The organism is Caulobacter sp. GW821-FHT10F06 (genome assembly GCF_058809215.1).
Genome location: NZ_JBXASK010000002.1, coordinates 558,554 through 581,881 on the forward strand (window position 1 = coordinate 558,554; position 23,328 = coordinate 581,881).

At 67.5% G+C, this 23,328-nt stretch carries 23 protein-coding genes; 9 read left to right on the top strand and 14 right to left on the bottom strand.

Annotated features, from left to right (window positions below; translation table 11 throughout):
- Nucleotides 1-9: 9 nt before the first annotated feature.
- Nucleotides 10-597, bottom strand: coding sequence for a DUF4287 domain-containing protein (locus AC1RUS_RS05890; RefSeq protein ID WP_492913962.1), 588 nt, complete (start codon nt 595-597; stop codon nt 10-12).
- A gap of 55 nt (nt 598-652) precedes the next feature.
- Between AC1RUS_RS05890 and AC1RUS_RS05895 the strand changes: the two genes are divergently transcribed.
- Together AC1RUS_RS05895 and AC1RUS_RS05900 are read left to right on the top strand one after the other, a co-directional pair.
- The gene (locus AC1RUS_RS05895) at nt 653-1,084 is read left to right on the top strand and encodes an HIT family protein (protein ID WP_492913964.1); all 432 of its coding nucleotides are present in this window, start codon (nt 653-655) and stop codon (nt 1,082-1,084) included.
- A gap of 85 nt (nt 1,085-1,169) precedes the next feature.
- Nucleotides 1,170-1,577, top strand: coding sequence for a BLUF domain-containing protein (locus AC1RUS_RS05900; RefSeq protein ID WP_492913966.1), 408 nt, complete (start codon nt 1,170-1,172; stop codon nt 1,575-1,577).
- 4 nt (nt 1,578-1,581) lie between these two features.
- Here the strand turns inward: AC1RUS_RS05900 and AC1RUS_RS05905 are convergent, their stop codons facing one another.
- From AC1RUS_RS05905 to AC1RUS_RS05940, 8 genes are all read right to left on the bottom strand, one after another.
- Nucleotides 1,582-2,049, bottom strand: a complete 468-nt coding sequence (locus tag AC1RUS_RS05905; protein ID WP_492913968.1) for an SRPBCC family protein — start codon at nt 2,047-2,049, stop codon at nt 1,582-1,584.
- 18 nt (nt 2,050-2,067) lie between these two features.
- Nucleotides 2,068-2,400, bottom strand: coding sequence for an ArsR/SmtB family transcription factor (locus AC1RUS_RS05910; RefSeq protein WP_492913969.1), 333 nt, complete (start codon nt 2,398-2,400; stop codon nt 2,068-2,070).
- A gap of 56 nt (nt 2,401-2,456) precedes the next feature.
- On the bottom strand, nt 2,457-2,774 hold the full coding sequence (locus AC1RUS_RS05915; RefSeq protein ID WP_492913972.1) for a CCDC90 family protein: 318 nt from the start codon (nt 2,772-2,774) through the stop codon (nt 2,457-2,459).
- Nucleotides 2,775-2,874: 100 nt separating this feature from the next.
- The gene (clpA, locus tag AC1RUS_RS05920; RefSeq protein ID WP_492913973.1) at nt 2,875-5,211 is read right to left on the bottom strand and encodes an ATP-dependent Clp protease ATP-binding subunit ClpA; all 2,337 of its coding nucleotides are present in this window, start codon (nt 5,209-5,211) and stop codon (nt 2,875-2,877) included.
- A 13-nt stretch (nt 5,212-5,224) separates the two neighbouring features.
- Nucleotides 5,225-5,554, bottom strand: a complete 330-nt coding sequence (clpS, locus tag AC1RUS_RS05925; protein WP_492913975.1) for an ATP-dependent Clp protease adapter ClpS — start codon at nt 5,552-5,554, stop codon at nt 5,225-5,227.
- Between the two features lie 241 nt (nt 5,555-5,795).
- Nucleotides 5,796-7,052 (bottom strand): DNA polymerase IV, encoded by a 1,257-nt coding sequence (locus AC1RUS_RS05930; protein ID WP_492913978.1) that lies wholly within the window; start codon nt 7,050-7,052, stop codon nt 5,796-5,798.
- A 7-nt stretch (nt 7,053-7,059) separates the two neighbouring features.
- Complete coding sequence (locus AC1RUS_RS05935; RefSeq protein WP_492913981.1) at nt 7,060-7,944, bottom strand: ROK family protein; 885 nt, start codon at nt 7,942-7,944, stop codon at nt 7,060-7,062.
- Nucleotides 7,941-8,588, bottom strand: a complete 648-nt coding sequence (locus AC1RUS_RS05940) for a hypothetical protein (protein WP_492913982.1) — start codon at nt 8,586-8,588, stop codon at nt 7,941-7,943. Before AC1RUS_RS05940 ends, AC1RUS_RS05935 begins: the two co-directional genes overlap by 4 nt.
- A gap of 121 nt (nt 8,589-8,709) precedes the next feature.
- Here AC1RUS_RS05940 and AC1RUS_RS05945 point away from each other — a divergent pair, with 121 nt between their 5' ends.
- The 3 genes from AC1RUS_RS05945 (at nt 8,710) to phoY (ending at nt 12,233) form a co-directional block, all read left to right on the top strand.
- Nucleotides 8,710-9,087, top strand: a complete 378-nt coding sequence (locus tag AC1RUS_RS05945; protein WP_492913985.1) for a response regulator — start codon at nt 8,710-8,712, stop codon at nt 9,085-9,087.
- On the top strand, nt 9,084-10,448 hold the full coding sequence (locus AC1RUS_RS05950) for a PleD family two-component system response regulator (protein WP_492913987.1): 1,365 nt from the start codon (nt 9,084-9,086) through the stop codon (nt 10,446-10,448). Before AC1RUS_RS05945 ends, AC1RUS_RS05950 begins: the two co-directional genes overlap by 4 nt.
- 84 nt (nt 10,449-10,532) lie before the next feature.
- Entirely contained in the window at nt 10,533-12,233 is a 1,701-nt protein-coding gene (gene phoY, locus AC1RUS_RS05955; RefSeq protein ID WP_492913989.1) for an alkaline phosphatase PhoY, read from the top strand.
- A gap of 192 nt (nt 12,234-12,425) precedes the next feature.
- Here the strand turns inward: phoY and rpmG are convergent, their stop codons facing one another.
- The 3 genes from rpmG to AC1RUS_RS05970 all read right to left on the bottom strand — a co-directional run bounded on the left by rpmG (nt 12,426) and on the right by AC1RUS_RS05970 (nt 13,888).
- Nucleotides 12,426-12,593 (bottom strand): 50S ribosomal protein L33, encoded by a 168-nt coding sequence (gene rpmG / locus AC1RUS_RS05960; protein ID WP_007673017.1) that lies wholly within the window; start codon nt 12,591-12,593, stop codon nt 12,426-12,428.
- Nucleotides 12,594-12,674: 81 nt separating this feature from the next.
- Nucleotides 12,675-13,136, bottom strand: a complete 462-nt coding sequence (locus AC1RUS_RS05965) for a DUF6265 family protein (RefSeq protein WP_492913992.1) — start codon at nt 13,134-13,136, stop codon at nt 12,675-12,677.
- A gap of 23 nt (nt 13,137-13,159) precedes the next feature.
- The gene (locus AC1RUS_RS05970) at nt 13,160-13,888 is read right to left on the bottom strand and encodes an NUDIX hydrolase (RefSeq protein ID WP_492913994.1); all 729 of its coding nucleotides are present in this window, start codon (nt 13,886-13,888) and stop codon (nt 13,160-13,162) included.
- A gap of 111 nt (nt 13,889-13,999) precedes the next feature.
- Here AC1RUS_RS05970 and AC1RUS_RS05975 point away from each other — a divergent pair, with 111 nt between their 5' ends.
- Nucleotides 14,000-15,295: an amidohydrolase gene (locus AC1RUS_RS05975; RefSeq protein WP_492913996.1), complete on the top strand. Its 1,296-nt coding sequence runs from the start codon at nt 14,000-14,002 to the stop codon at nt 15,293-15,295.
- A 124-nt stretch (nt 15,296-15,419) separates the two neighbouring features.
- On the opposite strand, the gene AC1RUS_RS05980 is transcribed toward AC1RUS_RS05975, so the two are convergent.
- Nucleotides 15,420-16,556 (bottom strand): pyridoxal phosphate-dependent aminotransferase, encoded by a 1,137-nt coding sequence (locus AC1RUS_RS05980; protein ID WP_492913998.1) that lies wholly within the window; start codon nt 16,554-16,556, stop codon nt 15,420-15,422.
- A 65-nt stretch (nt 16,557-16,621) separates the two neighbouring features.
- Here AC1RUS_RS05980 and AC1RUS_RS05985 point away from each other — a divergent pair, with 65 nt between their 5' ends.
- Nucleotides 16,622-17,689 (top strand): SGNH/GDSL hydrolase family protein, encoded by a 1,068-nt coding sequence (locus AC1RUS_RS05985; RefSeq protein ID WP_492914000.1) that lies wholly within the window; start codon nt 16,622-16,624, stop codon nt 17,687-17,689.
- 4 nt (nt 17,690-17,693) lie between these two features.
- On the opposite strand, the gene rnr is transcribed toward AC1RUS_RS05985, so the two are convergent.
- The gene (gene rnr, locus AC1RUS_RS05990; protein ID WP_492914002.1) at nt 17,694-20,018 is read right to left on the bottom strand and encodes a ribonuclease R; all 2,325 of its coding nucleotides are present in this window, start codon (nt 20,016-20,018) and stop codon (nt 17,694-17,696) included.
- 149 nt (nt 20,019-20,167) lie between these two features.
- Here rnr and AC1RUS_RS05995 point away from each other — a divergent pair, with 149 nt between their 5' ends.
- Together AC1RUS_RS05995 and AC1RUS_RS06000 are read left to right on the top strand one after the other, a co-directional pair.
- Nucleotides 20,168-22,072: a M1 family metallopeptidase gene (locus tag AC1RUS_RS05995; protein ID WP_492914004.1), complete on the top strand. Its 1,905-nt coding sequence runs from the start codon at nt 20,168-20,170 to the stop codon at nt 22,070-22,072.
- 62 nt (nt 22,073-22,134) lie between these two features.
- On the top strand, nt 22,135-23,325 hold the full coding sequence (locus tag AC1RUS_RS06000) for a tetratricopeptide repeat protein (protein ID WP_492914006.1): 1,191 nt from the start codon (nt 22,135-22,137) through the stop codon (nt 23,323-23,325).
- Nucleotides 23,326-23,328 lie beyond the last annotated feature (3 nt).

The window sequence follows — 23,328 nt, forward strand, 5'->3', positions numbered from 1 at the left end:
GGCGTTCCGTCACGATCGCTCCCAGGCCGTCTTCAGCAACGCCTTCACCTCGTCGTCGACATCGGCGGGCGAGGCCAGGGCGATCTTGGCCTTCAGGCGCTCGGACCAGCTTTCGTTCCTTGGCGCCGCCAGGCGAGGGGAGGCGTCGGGCGTCAGGGCCAGGCCCAGCGACGCCGTCCCGCCCTTGACCGGCTTGATCGCCGCGAACTGCACCTTGTTGGACCACGCCGAGAAGGCCTTGCGCTGGCCATGGACCAAGCCCGGGAAGTCGGCGACGGCCGCCTCCACAGCCGCGAGGATCGCCGCCGAAGACGGATCGGTCCACAGCGTCTTGCGTAAGGCCTCTGGATCGTCCCAGCCGGCTTCCGACGGAAACGCCTCGCCCAGGATGTGGGCGCAGCGATTGACGCCCAGGCCGTAGTGCGTCTTCAGCCATTCGACGCGCTTGCCGGGCTTGGTCTCCTGGCAGTCGCGGCGGACGATCTCCACCCATTCGGCCAGGGTCTTGCCGGTGTCGCGCTCGAGGCTGGCCTGGACCGAGGCGAACCATTTCTTCTGGCGCTCGGTCAGGTGTTCGCCATCTCCGGTCTTGCCCATGGCTTGCGCGTCCCCCCTGGTTTGCTACGACCGCTCCAAAACAAGGAGACGGGCCATGAGCCTTCACGGAACCTACGACCCGGACAACATCTTCGCCAAGATCATCCGTGGCGAAATGCCGGCCGTGAAGGTGTTCGAGGACGACCAGGTCCTGGCCTTCATGGACGTCTTCCCGCAGGCGCGCGGCCATATGTTGGTGATCTCCAAGACCTCCCAGGCCCGCAACCTGCTGGAGGCGGAGGCCAAGACCCTGGGGCGACTGATCGGCGGGGTCCAGAAGGCGGCCGCCGCCGTCACCGCCGCCCTGAAGCCCGACGGCGTCATCGTCACCCAGTTCAATGGTGCGCCCGCCGGCCAGACGGTCTTCCACCTGCATTTCCACATCATTCCCCGCTACGACGGCGAGGCGATGGGGCGGCACGGCGATGGCATGGCCGATGTCGAAGAGCTCAAGGCGCTGGCCGAGAAGATCGCCGCGGCGCTCTAGCTGAACCTTTCTGCTGCGTCCTCGTTCAACCGGGGTGAGGGAGCTTCACTGCATGATTGAGTTCGAGGACCGTCCGCGCGGTCTCATGAGATTGATCTACGCTAGCCGGTCCACCGGCGGTGTCGTATCGGGCGAAGTCGCCACGGCGATCGTCGCCAAATCCATCCAGAACAATCGCGTCGCCGACATCACCGGCCTGCTGGTGGTGGGCGGCGATCGCTTTTTGCAGCTTCTGGAGGGCCCCGCAGGCGAAGTCGAGCAGACCTTCGCGCGCGTCAGCCAGGATCCGCGCCACACCAACGTGACGACCGTCGCGCAGGGGCCCGGCGAGAAGCGCCTGTTCCGCGACTGGAACATGGCGCATCGGCAGTTGGGGCCCGCGGACGTCGGGGCGCTGAACGCGGTGGGTCTCGACACCTTCACGCCGGAAGGCCTGGACGAGGATCGGGCGCTGAAGCTGCTCAAATCCATCGGCCAAGCTCACCTGCGCTGACGGCCTAGGCCATCTCTCCTGACAGGCTTTCACCGAGCTTGTCGAGCAGCCAGTTGGTGCCGTGCTCGCGACTGCCGGCGTCGTCATAACCGTCAAGGAACGCGCCTTGCTCGGTCATCACCAGCTTGGTTCCTGTTCCGTCCGGTTTGATTTCGATGGTGGCCACCGAGACCGAGATTCGCGTGTCACCCAGTTTCATGTCGTAGGTGTAGATGATGCGCTGGTCGGGGACGATGTCCTGGTAGACGCAGTTGAATGCGTGCATCACGCCGCCCTTGGGGCCGCCGATGCTGGTTTCGCGACCACCGACCCGGAAGTCGAATTCCGACGGCCCTTTTTCCCACTCGTCGGGACCCCCGAACCATTTGGCCTTGGCGACGGGATCGGCGAAGGCCTTGAACACCCGCGCCGGCGAGGCGGGATAGGTCCGCTCGACGGTGAATATGGCGTGGGTGACGGAGCGTTGCGTCATGGTCTTCTCCCTTGGTTGTCAGTCGTCTTCGCCCTGGGCCAGATAGTCGCCCAGGCGGTCCAGCCGGCGCTCCCAGCCGATGCGGCGGTCGTTGATCCAGCGCTCGACAGCCTGCAGGGCGTCCGGCTCGATCCGGCAGGTGCGGACACGGCCGACCTTCTCGGACTTCACCAGCCCGCTGCCTTCCAGAATGGCCAGGTGCTGCACAACCGCCGACAGGGTCATGTCCAGCGGCTGGGCCAGTTCGCTGACAGACGCCGCGCCCCGGCTCAGGCGCTCGACCATCGCCCGGCGCGTGGGATCGCCCAGGGCCTGGAACATCAGATCGAGCGGCTGCTGATTGTTTAGCATACGCTAAAGTATCAAGGCGCGATGCAGCGCGTCAAGGGCGTGCGATGGGCGCCGGTTTAAGGAACGAGTTTGATGAGTGCGGTCGATACCGCGAGGAGCGTCGCCATCGCGCCAATCAGCGCCAGCCCTTGAAGGCGGATTTTTTCGCTGAGACGGGCTTCCAACGCGGAGATGTCGGTTCTGACGCTGGCGATCTCGCCCTTCAGATCCGCCCGAGCGAGCGCCAGTTCGGTCTTGGTGGCCAAGTCGGTCACATCGGGCAATTCCGTGGTGTCGCGCATGATGTCCACGATCGCCTCGGCCGCGCGTTCGTCCATGCCGGCTTCACGCAGGCGTTTGGAGGCGCTCAGGGTGTCGAAGGCGATCGCAGTCATGCTGGCACATTAATCGGTTGTTCTCGTTTTGTCTACATGTCCTGCGTGAGCGAAATCGAAAGAGGCCCGGATTGCTCCGGGCCTCTTGTTAGTTCCAGTCCTACTCGGCCAGGGCCGGTTCGGCTTCGTCCTCGGGGGCGGCGGAGCCCTTGGCGGGTTTCTCCGGGGTGCTCTCGATCTCGAAGTCGATCTTGCTGTCCTTGAGGATGACCTTTACGTGGCCGCCGCGGACCAGGCGTCCGAACAGGATGTCGTCGGCCAGGGGCTTCTTGATGTGCTCCTGGATGACGCGACCCAACGGGCGAGCGCCGTACAGTTCGTCGAAGCCGTTCTTGGCCAGCCAGTCGGCCGCGTCGTCGGTCAGCGAGATCGTCACGTTCCGGTCGGCCAGCTGGGCCTCCATCTGCATGACGAACTTCTGCACGACCTGGCGGATGATCTCCGGCGTCAGCGGCTTGAAGGCCACGACCGCGTCGAGGCGGTTGCGGAATTCCGGCGTGAACAGGCGCTTGAGGGCGGCCTCTTCCTCGCCGACCACCTTGTCGCGACCAAAGCCGATGGACTGGCGTTGGGCGTCCGAGGCGCCCGCATTGGTGGTCATGATCAGGACCACGTTGCGGAAATCGACCTTCTTGCCGTTGGAGTCGGTGAGCACCCCATGGTCCATGACCTGCAGCAGGATGTTGTAGACGTCCTGGTGGGCCTTCTCGATTTCGTCGAGCAGGACCACGGCGTGCGGGTGCTGGTCGACGGCGTCGGTCAGCTGGCCGCCCTGATCGTAGCCGACATAGCCGGGAGGGGCGCCGATCAGGCGGCTCACGGTATGGCGCTCCATGTACTCCGACATGTCGAAGCGGATCATCTCGATGCCCAACGTCGAGGCCAGCTGCTTGGCGGCTTCGGTCTTGCCGACGCCGGTGGGGCCGCTGAACAGGAACGAGCCGATCGGCTTGTCCGCGTCGCGAAGGCCGGCGCGGGCCAGCTTCATGGCCGAGGACAGCTGCAGGATCGCGTCGTCCTGGCCGAACACGGCGCGCTTCAGGTCCGTTTCCAGCTCCTTGAGCGCCTCGGTGTCCGACTTCGAAACCGACTTGGGCGGGATGCGGGCGATCTTGGCCACGACGGCCTCGATCTCCTTGACGCCCAGGACCTTCTTGCGGCGGCCTTCCGGCAGCAGCATCTGGCCCGCGCCGGCCTCGTCGATCACGTCGATCGCCTTGTCGGGCAGCTTGCGGTCGGTGATGTACTTGGCCGACAGCTCGACGGCCACCTTGATGGCGTCGTTGGTGTACTTCAGCTTGTGGAAGTCCTCATAGTAGCTCTTGAGCCCCTTGAGGATCTTGATGGTGTCTTCCACGGTCGGCTCGTTGACGTCGATCTTCTGGAAGCGACGGACCAGGGCCCGATCCTTCTCGAAGTGCTGACGGAACTCCTTGTAGGTGGTCGAGCCCATGCAGCGCAGCGAGCCCGAAGCCAGAGCTGGCTTCAGCAGGTTCGAAGCATCCATCGCCCCGCCGCTGGTCGCGCCGGCGCCGATGACGGTGTGGATCTCGTCGATGAACAGCACCGCGTTGGGGTGGTTCTCAAGTTCCTTGACCACCTGCTTGACGCGTTCCTCGAAGTCGCCGCGATAGCGGGTGCCGGCCAGCAGCGCGCCCATGTCGAGCGAGAAGATGGTGGCTTCCGCCAGGACTTCGGGGACCTGGTTGGTGATGATCTTGCGGGCCAGACCTTCGGCGATGGCGGTCTTGCCTACGCCGGGCTCACCCACCAGCAGGGGGTTGTTCTTGGTGCGGCGGCACAGGATCTGGATCGCGCGTTCCACTTCGTTCGCGCGGCCGATCAGGGGGTCGACCTTGCCCTGGCGGGCCTTTTCGTTGAGGTCGACGCAATAGGCTTCGAGCGCCTCGCCACCGGTCTTGGTGTTGGGCTTTTCGGAGTCTTCTTCCGTCGTGCTGTTGCTGGCGCCCTTGACGGCCTTGGGTTCGGACGCGCCGGCCTTCTTGGCGATGCCGTGGGCGATGAAGTTCACCGCGTCATAGCGCGTCATGTCCTGCTCTTGCAGGAAGTAGGCGGCGTGGCTTTCGCGTTCCGAGAAGATGGCCACCAGCACGTTGGCGCCGGTGACTTCCTCGCGACCCGACGATTGGACGTGGATCACGGCGCGCTGGATCACGCGCTGGAAGCCGGCGGTCGGCTTGGCGTCTTCTTCGTCATCGACGACCAGCGAGGCCAGTTCGACGTCGAGATAGTTGGCCAGACTCTTCTTCAGGGCGACGAGATCGACGTCGCAGGCGCGCATCACCCCGGCGGCGTCATCGTCGTCGGTGAGAGAGAGGAGCAGGTGCTCCAGGGTGGCGTACTCGTGCTTACGCTGGTTGGCGTAGGCGACGGCGCGGTGAAGGGATTCTTCGAGAGGGCGAGAAAACGAGGGCAATGGGGGAGGCTCCTCAGTCTTTTTCCATGGTGCACTGCAAGGGATGCTGATGACGGCGCGCCGAGTCGATGACCTGCGCAACCTTTGTTTCAGCAACTTCGTAAGTATAGACACCGCACACGCCGACACCGTGTTGGTGGACGTGAAGCATGATCCGGGTCGCGTCTTCGCGCGACTTGTTGAAGAAGCGTTCGAGTACGTACACGACGAATTCCATCGGCGTGTAGTCGTCATTCAGAATCAGTACTCGATACATCGACGGCTTCTGCGTCTTCGGCTTCACCTCAGTGACAACCGAAGATCCAGATCCGTTATTCTGTCCGCCTTGCTTTCGCTCGGCCATCGACCGTTTTCTCCCGACGGGCCGAACCACCCGCCTGCTTAGGATTAGATATGGAAACACGCCGGCTTTGGAAGGGGCCGACGCACCGCTGCGCCGCTTTAACACAGGGGCGCCTTGCAAAATGGCTTCACGATTGGGAGAACGGAGACCGTGCGGTGGCGGTTTCCTGGGCGAGGCGGGGAAATGGTGCGCGGCGATCCGTCGCGCAAGGGGTCTCGTTAACGAACCCACCCAAACGAGTTCACCGGCTCTTCAGGGCTCGTCCGGTGACAACTGCCCCGGCCCCGAACCGACCGCGCAGCGAGTCGATGGCGGTTTCGCTCTTCAGAGCCTGACGCTCGGCGTCGGCGAAGAAGTCGGCCCCCGCGGTCTCAGCGTCGACGAATTCGGTCAGGCCGGCCCCGATCAGCCGGTAATAAGTCCCGCCCGGCTCGGCCGCCAGAAGTTCCCGCGCGACCTGGAACAGGGTGCGGGCCGTCTGGGTCGGCACCGCCAGGGTCCGGCGGCGGGTGTGGACCTTGAAGTCCGGCGTGCGCAGCTTCAGCGTCGCCACGCGCCCGGCCACGCCCTCGACCCGGGCCTGTTTGGCCACCCGCTCGCAAAGCGGCCACAGCTGGTCCTCGAGTTCGTCGCGCTTGAAGAGGTCGTCGTTGAAGGTGGTCTCGGCGCTGATCGTCTTGCGCACCTGGTCGGGGTCGACGGCTCGGGCGTCCTGGCCCTGGGCCAGGCGATGCAGGCGCAGGCCGCTGGAGCCCAGCACCGCCGCCAGATGCTTGAGGTCGGCCTCGGCAATGTCGCCGACCGTGCGGAAGCCCTCGGACGCCAGGGCGGTCACGGTGGCCGGGCCCACGCCCGGCAGGATCGACACCGGCTTGCCGGCCAGGAAGCTCTTGGCCTCGGCCGCGCCGATCGCCGAGAAGCCGCGCGGCTTGTCCAGTTCCGATGCGATCTTGGCCAGGAACTTGTTGGGCGCCAGGCCGATCGAGACGGTCAGTTGGATCTCGGCCTCGATCTCGCGTTGCAGCCGCGTCAGCATCACGGCCGGCGGCGCGCCGTGCAAGCGCTCGGTGCCCGACAGGTCGACCCAGGCCTCGTCCAGCGACAGCGGTTGGACCAGCGGCGTCAGGGCCTCCAGCTTGCCCATGATGTAGCGGCTGGCTTCCTTGTACTTGGCGAAGTTCGGCTTGATGACCACGGCGTCGGGGCACAGCTTCAGCGCCTTGAACATCGGCATGGCCGAGCGCGCGCCGCTCATGCGGGCGATGTAGCAGGCGGTGGTCACCACGCCGCGCTTGCCGCCGCCGACGATCACCGGCTTGTCGCGGATCGAGGGATCGTCGCGCTTTTCGACCGAAGCGTAGAAGGCGTCGCAGTCCAGATGCGCCATCGACAGCGCGCCCAGTTCTTCGTGGAAGACGGTGCGCGGCGAGCCGCAGGACGGACAGCGGGGGGGCTTCACCGCGCCCGTCCAGTCGCAGTCGCGGCACAGCGCCTTCACGTCAGGCCTAGGTAGGCCACAGCCAGACCGCGCCGCGCACGCCGGAGCTGTCGCCGTGCACCGCCTTCCGCACGGGCGTCTCGAAGGCGTCCGAAAAGACATGCGGCGCGATGGCGGCCGGCAGGCGCTCGTACAGCGCCTCGACGTTGGACATGCCGCCGCCCAGCACGATCACGTCCGGATCGATCAGGTCGCACATCGCCGCCAGCGATCGGCCCAGGCGATCGACATAGCGATCCAGCGCCGCCATGGCCGAGGCGTCGCCGCTGTTGACCGCGTCCATGGTCGCCTGGCCGGTCGGATGGCCGGCGTCGCGCGAGAAGGCCGGGCCGGAGATCCAGGTTTCCAGGCAGCCCCTGCGCCCGCACCAGCAGGTTGGGCCGGGATATTCCTCCGGCGCGGGCCAGGGCAGGGGCGTGTGGCCCCATTCCCCACCGACGCCGTTGCGGCCCTCGATGATCCGGCCGTCGACCACCAGTCCGCCGCCGCAGCCGGTGCCGATGATCGCCGCGAACACCACGCCTTCTCCGGCGCCCGCGCCGTCGGCGGCCTCCGACAGGGCCAGGCAGTTGGCGTCGTTGGCCAGGCGGACGGGGCGATCCAGGCGTGTCGTCAGGTCCTGCGCGAAGGGGCGGCCGTTCAGATAGACGCTGTTGGCGTTGCGGATCAGGCCGGTGCGCGGCGAGATCGAACCGGGAATGCCCATGCCCAGTCGTTCGGCCTTCGCCGCGGCCATGATCTCGGCGTCCGCCAGCAGGTCGGCCACGACGTCGAGGGCCGCGTCATAAGCGCCTGGATTGGGCTTGCGCACGCGGGCCACGAACTGACCCTGGGCGTCCAGGGCGGCGGCCTCGATCTTGGTGCCGCCGAAATCCACGCCGAACCGGATCATGCGAACAAACGCGCTTCGATCGCGGTCTTGAGGTCGGGCCAAAGGTCGATCCGTGCGTGACGGTCCGGCGCGCTGGGAGCGAGGGGACGCAGGCGCTCGTCGCTGACCATCTGGAAGCGGCTGATCTCCGGCGCGCTGCCGGCCACCGAGTCCAGCTGCGGCAGGAGGTCGTCGATGAACACCGACTGTCCCGAGGTTCGCTTGGCCAGTTTCGCCGCCGGCGGGCCCTTGGGGCCGCTGTTGATCACCAGAGGATAATCGAAGCCATGGGTCTTCAGCCACTGGATGCGGGCCAGTCGGCCGTGCTCGGGCGCATTGGTCAGGATCACCACCCCGGCCCGGGTCGACAGGTCGGCCAGGGCGTCGGCCGCGCCCTCGGCCGGAGCCAGGTCATCGGCCCCGTCCCGGAAGAAGTCGTCAAACAGCGCCTTGCCGGCGATCAGGTCCAGATGCTCGGCCTCGCCGGGGCGATAGATGTTCTGGAACAGTGCGAAGCGGTCGACCCGCAGTTCGAACCCGTGCCGCCCAATGAACGCGCCGAAGCCGCGCATGAACTGGGCGAGCACCTCGTCGACATCGACGATCACCAGGGGCGTCGACGGATCGATGGTGCAGGCTTCGATGTCGGAGTAACAAGGTTCCATGGTCTGCGAGCAGCCGGTGTTAACGCGATTAGCGGGGGCTTAAGGATATTCGTGCGATCTGGATGCAGAAGACGGCGCGAATCCCTCAGGCGTCGCCACGGACCGTATGGTCGGGGTCAGGATGACGAAGAAGGTCCTCATCGTGGAGGATAATGAGCTGAACATGAAGCTCTTTCATGATCTGCTCGAAGCCCAGGGTTATGAAACCCTGCAGACTCGCGAGGGTCTGCAAGCCCTGTCGATCGCCCGCGACAACCGTCCCGACCTGATTCTCATGGACATCCAGCTGCCGGAGATCTCCGGCCTGGAAGTGACCAAGTGGCTGAAGGAAGACGACGAGCTCGCCCATATCCCGGTGGTGGCTGTGACGGCCTTCGCCATGAAGGGCGACGAGGAGCGGATCCGCGAGGGCGGCTGCGAGGCCTACATCTCCAAGCCGATCTCGGTGGCCCACTTCCTGGACACCATCAAGCGCCTGCTCGAGAAGGAGCCGGCATGAGCGCGCGGATCCTCGTCGTCGACGACATCGAGGCCAATGTCCGCCTGCTCGAGGCCAAGCTCTCGGCTGAATATTATCAGGTGAGCACCGCCAGCGACGGCCCAACGGCGCTCGCCATGGCCGCGCGCGACCTGCCCGACATCATCCTGCTGGACGTCATGATGCCCGGCATGGACGGCTTCACCGTCTGCAAGAAACTCAAGGAAGACCCCGCCACCCGCCACATCCCCGTGGTGCTGGTCACGGCGCTGGACGGCCGCGCCGACCGCATCCAGGGCCTGGAGGCCGGGGCCTCGGACTTCCTGACCAAGCCCATCGACGACGTCATGCTGTTCGCCCGCGTGCGCAGCCTGACCCGCCTGAAGCTGGTCATCGACGAGCTGCGCCAGCGCGAGGCCTCGGGCCGCCGCATGGGCGTGATCGCCGGCGCCGCCACCCGCCTGGACGGGTTGGGCGGACGCGTTCTGGTCGTCGACGACAACGAACGCCAGGCCCAGCGTATCGCCGCCGAGCTGAGCGTCGAGCATCGCCCCGTGGTCGAGTCCGATCCCGAGAAGGCACGCATCAGCGCCGGCGGTCCGGTGGACCTGGTGATCATCAACGCCGCGGCCAAGGGCTTCGACGGCCTGCGCTTCGCCGCTTCGCTGCGGTCGGACGAGCGCACCCGCCACTTGCCGGTCCTGGCCATGGTCGATCCCGACGAGCGGCCCCGGATGGTCAAGGCGCTGGAAATCGGCGTCAACGACATCCTGCCGCGCCCGATCGATCCGCAGGAACTGGCGGCCCGGGTCAAGACCCAGATCCAGCGCAAGCGCTACACCGACTATCTGCGCAACAACCTCGACCACAGCCTGGAGCTGGCCGTCACCGACCAGCTGACCGGACTGCACAATCGCCGCTACATGTCCGGGCAGCTCGACTCGCTGGTCAAGCGTTCGGCGATGGGCGGCGAGCCCGTGGCGGCGCTGCTGATCGACATCGACCACTTCAAGAAGATCAACGACACCTTCGGCCACGACGTCGGCGACGAGGTGCTGCGCGAGTTCGCCCTGCGCCTGGCCTCCAACGTCCGGGCCATCGACCTGCCTTGCCGCTACGGCGGCGAGGAGTTCACGGTGATCATGCCCGACACCCAACTGGCCGACGCCATGCGCATCGCCGAACGCATCCGCATGCACGTGGCCGGCTCGCCCTTCCGGGTGGCCCACGGCAAGGAGCTGTTGACGGTGACCATCTCGGTCGGCGTCTCGGCCACCCTGGGTGAGAAGGACAGCCCTGAAGCCCTGCTCAAGCGGGCTGACGAGGGTGTCTACGAAGCCAAGGCCTCGGGCCGCAACGCGGTCGTCGGCCGCGCGGCCTGACGGCTTTTAAGGCCAAGCTGCTTTTCCGACGCCGCTGATCGTCTCCGTCCTTGCACGGAGCATGCGATCGGGCATTTTGCGTCAATGAATAAGCTTCTTACTTCCGGCGCGCTTGCCTGCGCCGCGCTTGCGTTCGGCGTCTCCGCCTCGGCCCAGGTCCCGATCGCTAAGCCCAACCCCAAGCTGGTGGTCGTGATCTCGGTCGACCAGTTCAGCGCCAACCTGTTCGCCCAGCACCGCGCCGAGTTCACCGGCGGCCTGGGCACGCTGGCGCGGGAGGGGATCGTCTATCCCAACGGCTATCAATCACACGCCATGACCGAGACCTGTCCGGGGCACTCGACCCTGCTGACGGGCAAGCATCCCAACAAGACCGGCATCAGCGCCAACGACTGGTACGACCGGGCCACCGGCAAGCAGGTCTATTGCCTGGGCGACGACGACAGCCCACTGGCCAATGACCCCAAGGGCAGGGCGGTCAGCCCCAAGAACCTGATGGCGACCACCTATGGCGACTGGCTCAAGGCCGTCTCGCCGACCAGTCGGGTGTTCGGCGTCTCGGGCAAGGATCGCGGCGCGATCACCATGTCGGGCCACCACGCCGACGGAGCCTTCTGGTACGTGCCAGGCTTCGGCTTCACCACGTTCGTGCCCCCGGGGACCAGCGCCGAGGCGCGCCTGAAGCCGGTGGCGGCGTTCAACGCCAGGCTGGCGGCCGACCTGAAGAAGCATCCGTTCGTCTGGGACTACGCCAAGAGCCCGATGGACGCCCTGACCGGTGGCTCGGCCAAGCGCTGCAAGGCCCTGGAGGCCGACTACAAGACCGGCGATCGCACCTGGCGCGCGGCCCTGCCGATCCCGGTCGCGCCAGACGAGGCGGGCAAGCTGCGCGACCTCGGCGCCAGCCCGTTCATCGACCAGGTGTCGCTGGAGCTGGCCGCTCAGCTTCGCGATACGTACGGCCTGGGCGACGGCCCTCAGGTCGACGTCCTGACCGTCAGCCTGTCGGCCACCGACTATATCGGCCACCGCTACGGCACGCGCGGGCCGGAAATGTGCGATCAGATGGCCCGCCTGGACGATCGCCTGGGCGAGTTCCTCAAGAGCGTCGGCAAGGCCAAGGGCGAGGTGCTGGTGGTGCTGGCCGCCGACCACGGCGGCGCCGACTTCGCCGAGCGCCTGAACGGCGAGGGCTATGATATCGAGCGCGTGATCGGCAAGCCGTGGCTGGCCAAGCTGAACGCCCAGGTCCGCGCCGATCTTGGCCTATCCTGGGATCCGCTGATCGCGGACGGCGGCATCGACCAGATCTATGTCGTCGGCCCCGACCGCCGCACGCCCTCGATCACCGACCGCGCCCGCATCGTGGCCGCCGCTCTGACCCTGGTGAAGCGCCAGCCCGAGGTGGCCGAGGCCTTCGACGCCAATGCCCTGCTGACCACCGAGGCCGTGCCCGACGCTGTCTCGCCCGAGGAACTGTCGGTGGCCGAGCGCATGCGCCGCAGCGTCTATCCGGGCCGCACCGGCGACATCCTAGTGGCCTTCAAGCCCAATCTCGTGCCCGCCACGCCCAGCGCGACCTATGTCTCCACCCACGGCAGCCCCTGGGACTACGACCGTCGGGTGCCGATCCTGTTCTGGTGGAAGGGCGGCGCCCCCCGCGAACGCATCCTGCCGCTGGACACGGTGGACATCGCGCCGACCATCGCGGCGGTGACGGGTGTGAAGCCGCCGGCGGACGTGGATGGGCGGTGCCGGCCGTTGGGGTCAGGGCACGACTGCTGAGTCACTAGCCCCCTCCTGACCGCTTCGCGGTCTTCCTCCCCCATAGGGGGAAGATGAAGTGCGGACTTGTCTTCCCCCTATGGGGGAGGAGCGCCGAAGGCGCGGAGGGGGCAAGTCCGCAGACACCAGAATCAAAAACGCCCGGCTATCGCTAGCCGGGCGTTTTCGTGTGTCGTCTCGGATAGGCAGATCTTACTTGATCTTGCCTTCCTTGAATTCGACGTGCTTGCGGATGACCGGATCGTACTTCTTCAGCACCATCTTTTCGGTCTTCGTGCGGGCGTTCTTCTTGGTCACGTAGAAGAAGCCGGTGTCGGCCGTGGAGTTCAGGCGGATCTTGATTGAAGCCGGTTTGGCCATGAGAGAATCCCTGCGGTGTCGCGCAGGGTACCCGCGCGTTGGAAATGAGAGGCGCGGAACATACTCATCAACTCGCCAAAGTCAATTGCCGGCGGGACACCGCGTGTAGGGATAGTCCACCGATCGCGCCAGACCGCCGATCTGGCCCTCGATCCGGGCGATGATCGTGTTGGCGTCCACGCGTTTATACAGAATTCGCTGGGGAAAATCGTGGGCGGGCTCCTCGAAGACCACAGAGTCGTCGGTGATCTCCTTGAGCGGAAAGGTCGCCTCGGCCTGTCCCGACGGGTCGGCGACGAAGCCCAGCTTGCCGTCGGCGCCGGGGGCGATTCTCAGAAACTCGTACTCGCGGACCTTGCCGTCCTTCAGCGTGCGACTCATCCCCAGCATCACGCCGCCGCCGGGCGCCATCCACTGCTCGTCGACGCGGCCGTTCGAGCGGACCTGCATCCAGCAGCCGGTCATCCAGTGCAGGCGGTTGATATCCGAGACGGGTAAGGGCGGCGTGGCGGCCATCGAGGCCGCGAAGACCAGAGCCAGCATGTTCGTTCCCCCGCGCGAGGGGCTCAGACGTAGGTGAGCTTCCGCGCGCCGTTAAGGAAACGCATGAAGGGGGCCGGACGTCCAGCGTCGCGCAGCCTCTGGCCGATCTCGCCGACCACGAAGCGGGTGATGTTGGGCAGGTCCAGCGCCATGGCCTCGTCGAAGTCGACCCAGGCGATCTCGTCCAGCTCGCCGCAGTCGGGACGGCGGTCCAGACTGAGCAGCGCCTCGGCCGGGGCCATGAAGAACCGGGCGTCGAAGCGGCGGGTGCGGTAGGGCGGGGTGATGGCCCGGGCCACGAACTGTAGCGGTTCCAGGTCGGGCAGGGCGCCTTGGGCCAGGAACGGCCGCCAGGGCCCAGCGCCGGGCCGTACGGGCGCGGCCTTGGCCAGTAGAAGCCCGGTCTCCTCGAAGGTCTCCCGCACGGCCGCCAGGGCCAGGGCGCGGGCCAGGGCGGCGGGCGACGGGTGACGCGGCTCCTGGGTGAGGCGCGCGACGGTCTCGGGGGCGAGCTCGGTGGCGGCCGGAGCGCGATAGTCGCCGCGATCGACGCGACCGCCGGGAAACACCCACTTGTCAGGCATGAAGGCGTGGCCGCCCGCGCGCCGGCCCATCAGCAGGCGCGGCTTGGCGGCATCGGTGCGGACGATGATCAGGGTGGCGGCGTGGCGCGGCTTGAGCACGCCGGTTCCGGGATCGCGCACCGCCGCGTCGTTGATCGTGTCGAATTTGGCGTCGATCGGCTCGTCCATCCGGCAAGGTTAGACCGATTACGGCAATCGCAAAGCCGCCCCTTACGTCAGCTTGACCGCCAAGCGGCAAGCACCCCAATGTCCGCCGGCTTTTCTGAAGGGATGACGGCTATGCTTGGACGGGTTTCGACGCTGGCGATGATGGCCGGCTTGGCGTTCGGCGCGCCGGCCCTGGCGGCTCCCTCCGCGAAGGTCGAGGCCGCCGCCAAGGCGGTGCAGCCCAAGGTCATCGCCTGGCGTCGCGACATCCACGAGCATCCCGAACTGGGCAACCAGGAGGTCCGCACCGCCGCCATCGTCGCCAAGGAACTCAAGGCCTTGGGCTTCGAGGTCCGCGAGGGCGTCGGCAAGACCGGCGTGGTCGGCATCCTGAAGGGCGGCAAGCCCGGCAAGGTCGTGGCCCTGCGCGCCGACATGGACGCCCTGCCGGTCGAGGAAAAGACCGGCGAGCCCTTCGCCTCCAAGGTCACCGCCACCTGGGAGGGCAAGACCGTCCCCGTCATGCACGCTTGCGGGCACGACACCCACGTGGCCATGTTGCTGGGCGCGGCCACCGTGCTGGCCGGCATGAAGGCCGACATCAAGGGGACGGTCGTCCTGATCTTCCAGCCGGCGGAGGAAGGCCCGCAGGCGGGTGAAGAAGGCGGCGCCAAGCTGATGATCCGCGACGGCGCGCTGGACCAGCCCAAGGTCGACGCGATCTTCGGCCTGCACATCGGCCCGGCTGATGCTCACGTGCTGAACTACCGCGCCGGCGGCTTCTATGCCGGGGCCGACCGCCTGACCATCACCGTCAAGGGCAAGCAGACCCACGGCGCGCGGCCCTGGGCCGGCGTCGACATGGCCAGCGTCTCGGCCGACATCATCCAGGCCATCAACCAGATCGCCGCCCGCCAGGTCGACGTCGGCGTCTCGCCCTCGGTGGTGACGATCGCGACGATCAACATGGGCCTGCGCAACAACATCATCCCCGAAGACCTGAAGATGGAAGGGACGATGCGGACCTTCACGCCCGAGCGGAAGGCCGAGCTGATCGACAAGGTCACCAAGGCGGTGGCCTTGATCGGGGATCGTTACGGCGCCAAGGCCACGGCGGTGTTCAGCCAGCCCTATCCGGTGACCTACAACAATCCCGAGCTGTCCAGCTGGGTGAAGACGTCGCTGCTGAAGGCCTCGCCGGGCAAGGTCGACGACCAAGCCCCGTTGGTGACGGGCGCCGAGGACTTCTCGCTCTACGCGCTGAAGGTTCCGGCGGTGTTCGTGCAGCTGGGCGGACGTCCCAAGGGTGTCCCCGCCGCCGGCGCGCCGGCCAACCACTCACCGTACTTCACGGTGGACGAGGACGTGCTGGAGACCGGCGTGAAGGCTGAGGTGTTCATGGCGCTGGATTATCTGGAGAAGAAGTAAGCGGCTAAATCCTCCCCCTCTGGGGGAGGTGGCCCAGAGGGCCGGAGGGTGTCCTCTCCGGCCTAACCGTTGAGGACCCCCCCAGTCACTCCGTGACAGCTCCTCCAAAAGGGGGAGCATCTGGCTATTTCGCGCTCTGCCCCGCGAACCACGGAACCAGCCGCCGCACCGCCTCCTCGACCTCGGCCGTGGACACCGCGAAGCTGATCCGCATGAACCGATGGCCCTCGACCGGGTCGAAGTCGATCCCCGGCGCCGTCGCCACGCCGGTGTCGCGCAGCAATTGCTGGCAGAACCCCATCGAGTCGTCCGTCAGGTGTCCGATGTCGGCCCAGATGTAGAAGGCCCCGTCCGGCGGCGCGATCCTGGCCAGGCCCAGGGCGGGCAGGGCGTCAAGCAGCAGCTGGCGATTGCGCCGGTAGATCTCGACATGGCCGTCCAGTTCGTCGGCGCAGTCCATGGCGACCAGGCCGGCGTGCTGGCTCAGCGACGGGGCGGTCAGGAACAGATTGCCCATATAGGCTCGCGCCCGGTGGACGTGGTGCTGGGGCGACAGCAGCCAGCCCAGGCGCCAGCCGACCATGCTGAAGTATTTGGAGAAGCTGTTGACCACGAGGGCGTCGGGCTCGAACTCCAGCATCGAGCGGGCCGGACCGACGTAGGAGAGGCCGTGATAGATCTCGTCGCTGACGATGCGGATCCCGCGCTCGCGGCAGACGGCGGCGATGGCGGCCATCTCGGCGTCGGCGATGACGGTGCCGGTCGGATTGGCCGGGCTGGCGACGATGACTCCGGCCGGGGTGGGCTCCAGCGCCGCCAGATGCGCGGCGGTCAGCTGGTAGCGATCCTCGGGCCCGCAGGCGATCTCGACGGGGACCAGGTTCAGGGCCTTCAGGGTGTTGCGATAGGCGACATAGCCGGGGCGGGCCAGGGCGACGCGGTCGCCGGCCTCGAAGTTTGAGGCCAGGGCCATCACCAGGGCCGGCGAGGCCCCGCAGGTCAGGATGATCTGCTCGGGATCGACCTTCACGCCGTGCTTGTCGTCATAGTGCCGGGCGATGCGGGCCTTCAGCGCCGGGCTCTCCCAATAGCCCAGGCCGTCGGTGTCCAGCACGTGGTGGGCGCGTTCGATCGCGGCCTTGGGCGCGCCGGTCGAGGGCTGGCCAAACTCCATGTGGATGATCGAGGCGCCTTGCCCCTTCAGCTGGTGGGCCAGGCGGCTGATGGCGATGGCGTGGAATTGGTCGAGGTCGGGACGCATGATTTCCTGTTAGCGGGGATCGCGCCGCTATGACAGATGGAGCGGCCTGCCTGTTGGAGTCGACCATGCGATCCATCTTTCTCGCCGCGCTCGGCGCCCTGACGCTGTCGGCCGCGCCCGTCGCCGCCCAGACCGCTCCGGAGACCGCCTTGGTTCCCTCTATCGGCGGTCGGGTCGCGCCGGCCCCGCAAGGCGGCCTCGTGTTCGGCTGGCCCGGCGTCTATTTCGAAGGACGGTTCTCGGGAACCTCGGTGACCGTGGCGGTCGAGACCGGCGCCGAGCACCTGGCGATCAGCATCGACGGCCAGGTCCGCGCCGAACTGGACCAGCCAGGCCTGGAACGACGGACCTTCGATAACCTGGCCCCCGGCCAGCACGTGGTGCGGCTGGACAAGCTGACCGAGAGCCAAGCCGGCGGCGCGCGCTTCATCGGCTTCTTCGTCGGACCGGCCGCCAAGCCGCTGGCGGCCGTGGCGCGCAAGCGCCGCATCGAATTCATCGGTGACTCGTTCACCGTCGGCTACGGCGTGCGCTCGACCAGCCGCGACTGCTCCGAGCAGCAGGTCCATGACCTGACCGACACCAGCCTGTCCTTCGCGCCGATCCTGGCCAAGCGCCTGGACGCCGACTATCGCATCATGGCCGTCTCAGGGCGCGGCGTGGTGCGCAACTACGGCGGCTTCGCGCCGGGCGAGACCCTGCTGACCCTCTATCCGCGTCTGATCCCGGGGCAGGCCGCGCCCCTCGTCGATCCGGCCGAGGCCTGGCGGCCGAACCTGATCGTCGTGGGCCTGGGCACCAACGACTTCTCGACGCCGATCAAGGAGACCGAGGGCTGGACCGACGAGGCCGACCTGCGGTCCGATTACCGCGACGCCTATGTCGCCTTCGTCGCCACCCTGTCGCGGCGCGATCCGCAGGCGCGGTTCGTGCTGATCGCCGGCGACACCTTCGATCGCGACGTCGAGGAGATCGCCAAGCGCCTGAACGGCGCCACCAAGGGCCTGGCCACGGCGGTGCGGATCACGGGCATGGACCGCAAGGCCTGCCACTATCACCCCTCGGTCGCCGACCAGAAGATGATGGCCGACCGTCTGGAGCCGGCCGCGCGGGCGGTGCTTAGGCTGAAGTAGGCCGCTACCGCCGCTTCCCGCGCCGCACGCCCTTCGGCAGACCGCCGCGCGGCTTCACCGCCGCCTGGCGTCGCGCGCCAAGCCTCGGCAGCGGGGCCTTCGGATCCGCCGGCAGCGGATCGCTCAGCATCTCGAACAGCAGGCCGCCGGTCACCGGCGTGGCCTCGACCAGCTTGACCTCGACCTGCAGGCCCAGCGGCCAGCGCTTGCCGGTGCGCTCGCCGACCAGGGCGTGCATGCGCTCGTCGTGGACGAAGAACTCCGCGCCCAGGCTGGAGATCGGGATCAGGCCGTCGGCGCCGGTCTCGTCCAGCTTCACGAACAGGCCAAAGCGGGTGACGCCGGTGATCCGGCCATTGAAGGTCGCGCCAACCCGGTCGGCCAGGAAGGCGGCGATGTAGCGGTCGGTGGCGTCACGCTCGGCCGCCATGGCCCGGCGCTCGGCATAGGTGATGGTCTCGGCCGTGTCCTTGATCTGGGCCACGTCCTGGTCGGTCAGGCCGTCGGTCCCCAGGTTCAGGGCGCGGATCAGCGCGCGGTGCACGATCAGGTCGGCATAGCGGCGGATCGGGCTGGTGAAGTGGGCGTACTTGGCCAGGTTCAGGCCGAAGTGACCCAGATTATCGGCGCTGTAGTGGGCCTGCATCTGGGTGCGCAGAACCACCTCGTTGATGATGGCGGCGTGCGGCCCCTCCCGGGTCTCGTCCAGCAACTTGTTGAAGCGCGAGGTCTGCGGGGCCTCGCCCTTGTTCCACTTGATCTCCAGGGTCTGGAGGAATTCGGCCAGGTTCTGGACCTTCTCCTGGCTGGGCGTGTCGTGGACGCGATAGATCAGCGGCGTGCGCTTGGCTTCCAGGCTCTCGGCGGCCGAGACGTTGGCTTGGATCATCATCTCCTCGATCAGCTTGTGGGCCTCGAGGCTGGCGCGGCGGTTGATCGAGGCGATCTCGCCCTCGCGGGTGATGACGATCTTGCGCTCGTCGCTTTCGATGGCCAGCGGCGAGCGGATGTCGCGGCCCTTGCCCATCAGGCGGAAGGCCTCCCAAAGCGGCTTCAGGATCGCGTCCAGAAGGGGCGGGGCCTTGTCGGCGTCCTGGCCGTCGGGCGGGATCACGCCGTCGATGGCGGCCTGGGCTTGCTCGTAGGAGAGTTTGGCGGCGCTGCGCATCAGGCCGCGCACGAAGCGGTGGCTCTTCTTGCGGCCCTGGCTGTCGAACACCATCCGCACCGCCAGCGTGGCGCGGTTCTCGCCTTCGCGGAGCGAGCACAGGCCGTTGGACAGCACCTCGGGCAGCATCGGCTCCACCCGGTCGGGGAAATAGACGCTGTTGCCCTTCTCGCGGGCCTCGCGGTCCAGGGCCGAGCCGGGGCGGACATAGGCCGCGACATCGGCGATGGCCACCCAGACCACCCAGCCGCCCACATTGCCGGCGTCCGGATCGGGATGGGCGTAGACGGCGTCGTCGTGGTCGCGAGCGTCGACGGGGTCGATGGTCACGAACGGCAGGTCACGCAGGTCGTCGCGGCCCTCCAGCGTGGGCGGCTGGGCGGCGGCCGCCTCTGCCTCGGCTGCTTCGGAAAACCCGACGGGGATGCCGTGGCTGTGGATGGCGATCAGCGAGGCGGCGCGGGGATGGTCCTCGCGGCCGACGACCTCCAGCACCTTGCCCATCTTGGGGCCATAGCGGCCCGAGGCCGAACCCACCTGGGCCAGCACAAGGTCGCCGTCCTTCAGGTCCTTGGCCTCCTGCTCGTTGAGGATCAGGACGTCCTTGGACTTGCGGTCCACCGGCTCGACGCGGGTCTCGCGGCGGTGCTTGCGGATCACGCCCAGGACCTTGTGGGCGCTCTGGCCCAGGGTCTTGATCAGCCGGGCTTCCAGCTCGCCGTTCTCGAGGCGCTCGAAGCGCACCAACACCCGGTCGCCCATGCCCGGCGCGGGGCCGGCCTGGCTGTTGCGGGCCGGCGACAGGCGCACCAGCGGCACGTCGTCGTCGGACTTGGTCAGCTTGACGAACATGTCGCCGTCGGCGTCGCGCTCGACCACGTCGGCCACGCCCACCGGCGGCAGCGAGCCGGCCTCGGCGAAACCGCGGCGGCCGCGCTTGCCCAGGGCGCCCTGAGCTTCCATCTCGCGCAGCATTTCCCGCAGGGCCCGGCGGTCGGCGCCCTTCAGCCCGAAGTGGCGGGCGATGTCGGCCTTGCCCGTCTCGCCGGCGTCGCGAAGGAAGGCCAGCAGGGTCTCGCGGTCGGGCAAGCCTTGCGGCGGCTTGGCGGGCTTGGCGCCAGCGGGGAATTTCGAGGATTTGGGCGTGCGCGGTTTGGCCATGTCCTTGCCATAACCCGCCAGCGGGCTGGATGGCCAAGGGAAACACGTCGAACGCCGCGATACTTCTTGCGTTACCAACCCGGCGCGCGGTCATCTTCGCCACCGCAAATTTGACGGGCGATCCAGCGCCTGTCGCACAGGAACGACCCATGACCTTCCAAGCCCGCGGCCGCGCCGTCCTGCTTTCGCTGCTGCTCTGCGGCGCCGCCGCGCCCGCCCTGGCCCAGACCGCGCAAGCGCCGATCCCGGCCATCCTGAAGACCGCCGAGGCGCGCGATATCCACTCCTACGCCCAGCCGCTGGCCGCGCGTGTCACCCACATCGACCTGGACCTGACCGCCGACTTCACCGGCCAGAAGATGACCGGCACGGCCGCCCTCGACATCGCCGCGGCGCCAGACGCCAAGGAGGTGATCCTCGACACCAAGGGCTTGGTCATCCACGCCGTCACCGACGCCAAGGGCAAGGCCCTGCCGTGGACGGTGGGCAAGGCCGACCCGATCCTCGGCGCGCCGCTCTCCGTCCAGCTGAACGGCGCCAAGCGGATCATCGTCCGCTACGACAGCGCCCCGGACGGCGCGGCCCTGCAATGGCTGACGCCCGCCCAGACCGCCGGCAAGAAGAAGCCGTATCTGTTCAGCCAGGGCGAGGCGATCCTCAACCGCAGCTGGATCCCCACCCAGGACAGCCCCGGCATCCGCCAGACCTGGACCGCCCGCATCGTCGCGCCGGCCGGCCTGAAGGCGGTGATGAGCGCCCAGATGCTGACCCCGAACGGCGAACCCGTCGCCGGCGGCGCGCGCGCCTATCGCTTCAAGATGGACAAGCCGGTCGCGTCCTACCTGATCGCCATCGCCATCGGCGACCTGACCTTCACGCCCCTGGGCAAGCGCACCGGCGTCTATACCGAGCCGTCGGTGATGAAGAAGACCGCCTCCGAGCTGGTCGATGTCGAGAAGATGGTCGAGGCCGCCGAAGGCCTCTACGGCCCCTATGCCTGGGGCCGCTACGACCTGCTGGTGCTGCCGCCGTCGTTCCCGTTCGGCGGCATGGAGAACCCGCGCCTGACCTTCGCCACGCCGACCATCATCGCCGGCGACCGCTCGCTGGTCAGCCTGGTGGCGCACGAGCTGGCCCACTCGTGGTCGGGCAACCTGGTCAACAACGCCACTTGGTCGGACTTCTGGCTCAACGAAGGCTTCACCGACTATTTCGAAAACCGGATCATGGAGAAGCTGTACGGCAAGCCCCGCGCCGACATGCTGGCCGATCTGGGCTGGAGCGACCTGCAGGGCGCGATCAAGGACGCCGGCGGCCCCACCGGCGCCGACACCAAGCTGCACCTGGACCTGACCGGCCGCGATCCCGACGATGGCATGACCGACATCGCCTACCAGAAGGGCGCGACCTTCCTGCGGACGATCGAGAAGGCCGTTGGCCGCGCCCGCTGGGACGCCTATCTGAAGGCCTATTTCGCCCGCCACGCCTTCCAGTCGCAGACCACGGCCGGCTTCGTCGCCGACCTGCGCGAGAACCTGATCAAGGGCGATCCCAAGCTGGAAGCCGCGATCGGCATCGACAAGTGGGTCTATGAGGTCGGGCTGCCCGACAACGCCGTCCACATCAAGTCGGCCGCCTTCCCGGCGGTGGACGCCCTGGCCGCCGCCTACGCCAAGGGCGGGCCGGCTCCCGCCGCCAAGTGGAAGGCCTGGAGCACGCCCGAACGCACCCGCTTCATCGCCAGCCTGCCACGCAAGCTGTCCGACGAGCGCCTTGCCGCTCTGGACAAGGCGTTCGGCCTGTCGGCCCAGGGCAACAGCGAGATCCGCTTCGTCTGGCTGGAACTGGCCATCGCCAATCGCTACGCGCCGGCCCTGCCGTCGCTGGAGGCTTTCCTGACCGACCAGGGCCGCCGCAAGTTCGTCGCGCCGCGGTTCAAGGATCTGATGGCCCAGGGCGACTGGGGCCAGCCGATCGCCAAGCGGATCTACGCCAAGACCCGGCCGCTGTACCACGCGGTCACCCGCCAGACGGTGGATGGGATCGTAAAATAGCATCCGCGATGGCGGCGATGGGCTTGAGCCGCGCCGCCATTGCTCGCTCGTTCGGAGAAATCGTGCGCCAACGCCTCGCCAAGGGTCTGCGGACCTCGGTCCTCGCCGCCTGCGTCATGGCCGCAGCGTCGGCTGCCGCGGCCCAGCCAACCGCTGCCGTCCCCAGCCTGGACAGCATCTCCAGCGAGGCCTCGCGATACTCGATCCTGTCCGATGCGCTTTGGGCCATGGGGCTAGACGATCTTCCCGAGCCGCTGGAAGTCGCCCGAGCCGCTGTGGCGGCCAATCCCGACAGCGCCGAGGCCCACCTGCGGCTGGGCCTGGCCATGAGGATGGAAAATCCTCGGGCCGCGCCGCTGATCCGGCTGCAGTACGAGCAGGCCCTGCGCCTGGATCCCAAGCTGCTGCGCGCCCGCGCCCTGATCGGCGAGTTGCTCAGCCACGAAGGCGATGTGGCGGGCGCGGAGTTGAATTATCGGGCCTGGCTGGCCCTCGCACCCAACGACCCCAAGGCTCACCTGTCCTATGCTGTGGCCCTGGCGCGCCTGGAGCGACCAGAAGAGGCCGGCGCCGAATTCGAGCGCTCCCTGGTCCTGGGCCCCACGTCCGCCGCCTATCTGTCCAAGGCCATGATGGTCCAGGGCGACTCGCCCGACGCCGCGCTGGCCGAGCTGGACAAGGCGCTGGCCGTCGGCGGCGGCGAGGCGCGGATTTATCGCTGGCGGGCCAGGATGCGCTGGCAATGGGGGCAGCCGGATTTGGCGCTGGCCGATGTCGCCAAGGCCATGACCTACGCGCCCGACAGCTTTCGCCTTCGCCAACTGCGCGGCGAGATCAATGCCGATGTCGGGCGATACGATCTGGCGATCGCGGAATTCGACGCCCTGATCGCGCAGCAATCGGGCTGGTCCGATCTGTTCAACGACCGGTGCTGGGCTCGAGCCCGGGCGGGAACCGAACTGCCGAAGGCCCTCACCGACTGCGACACCGTGGTCGGCTGGGAACCAGAAAGGTCGGAGGGCTTCGATAGCCGAGGCCTGGTGAAGCTGCGCCTCGGCGATCTGGCCGGTGCGATCACTGACTATGACGCCGCGCTGAAGATCGATCCCGAAACGCCGACCTCTCTGTTCGGTCGCGGCGTGGCCAAGCATCGCGGCGGCGACAACACCGGCGGCGACGCCGACCTCGAGAGGGCTCGTGCTCTGGATCCCGAGATCGAAAAGCGGTTCGCGGGTTTCGGCGTCACGCCGTAACGC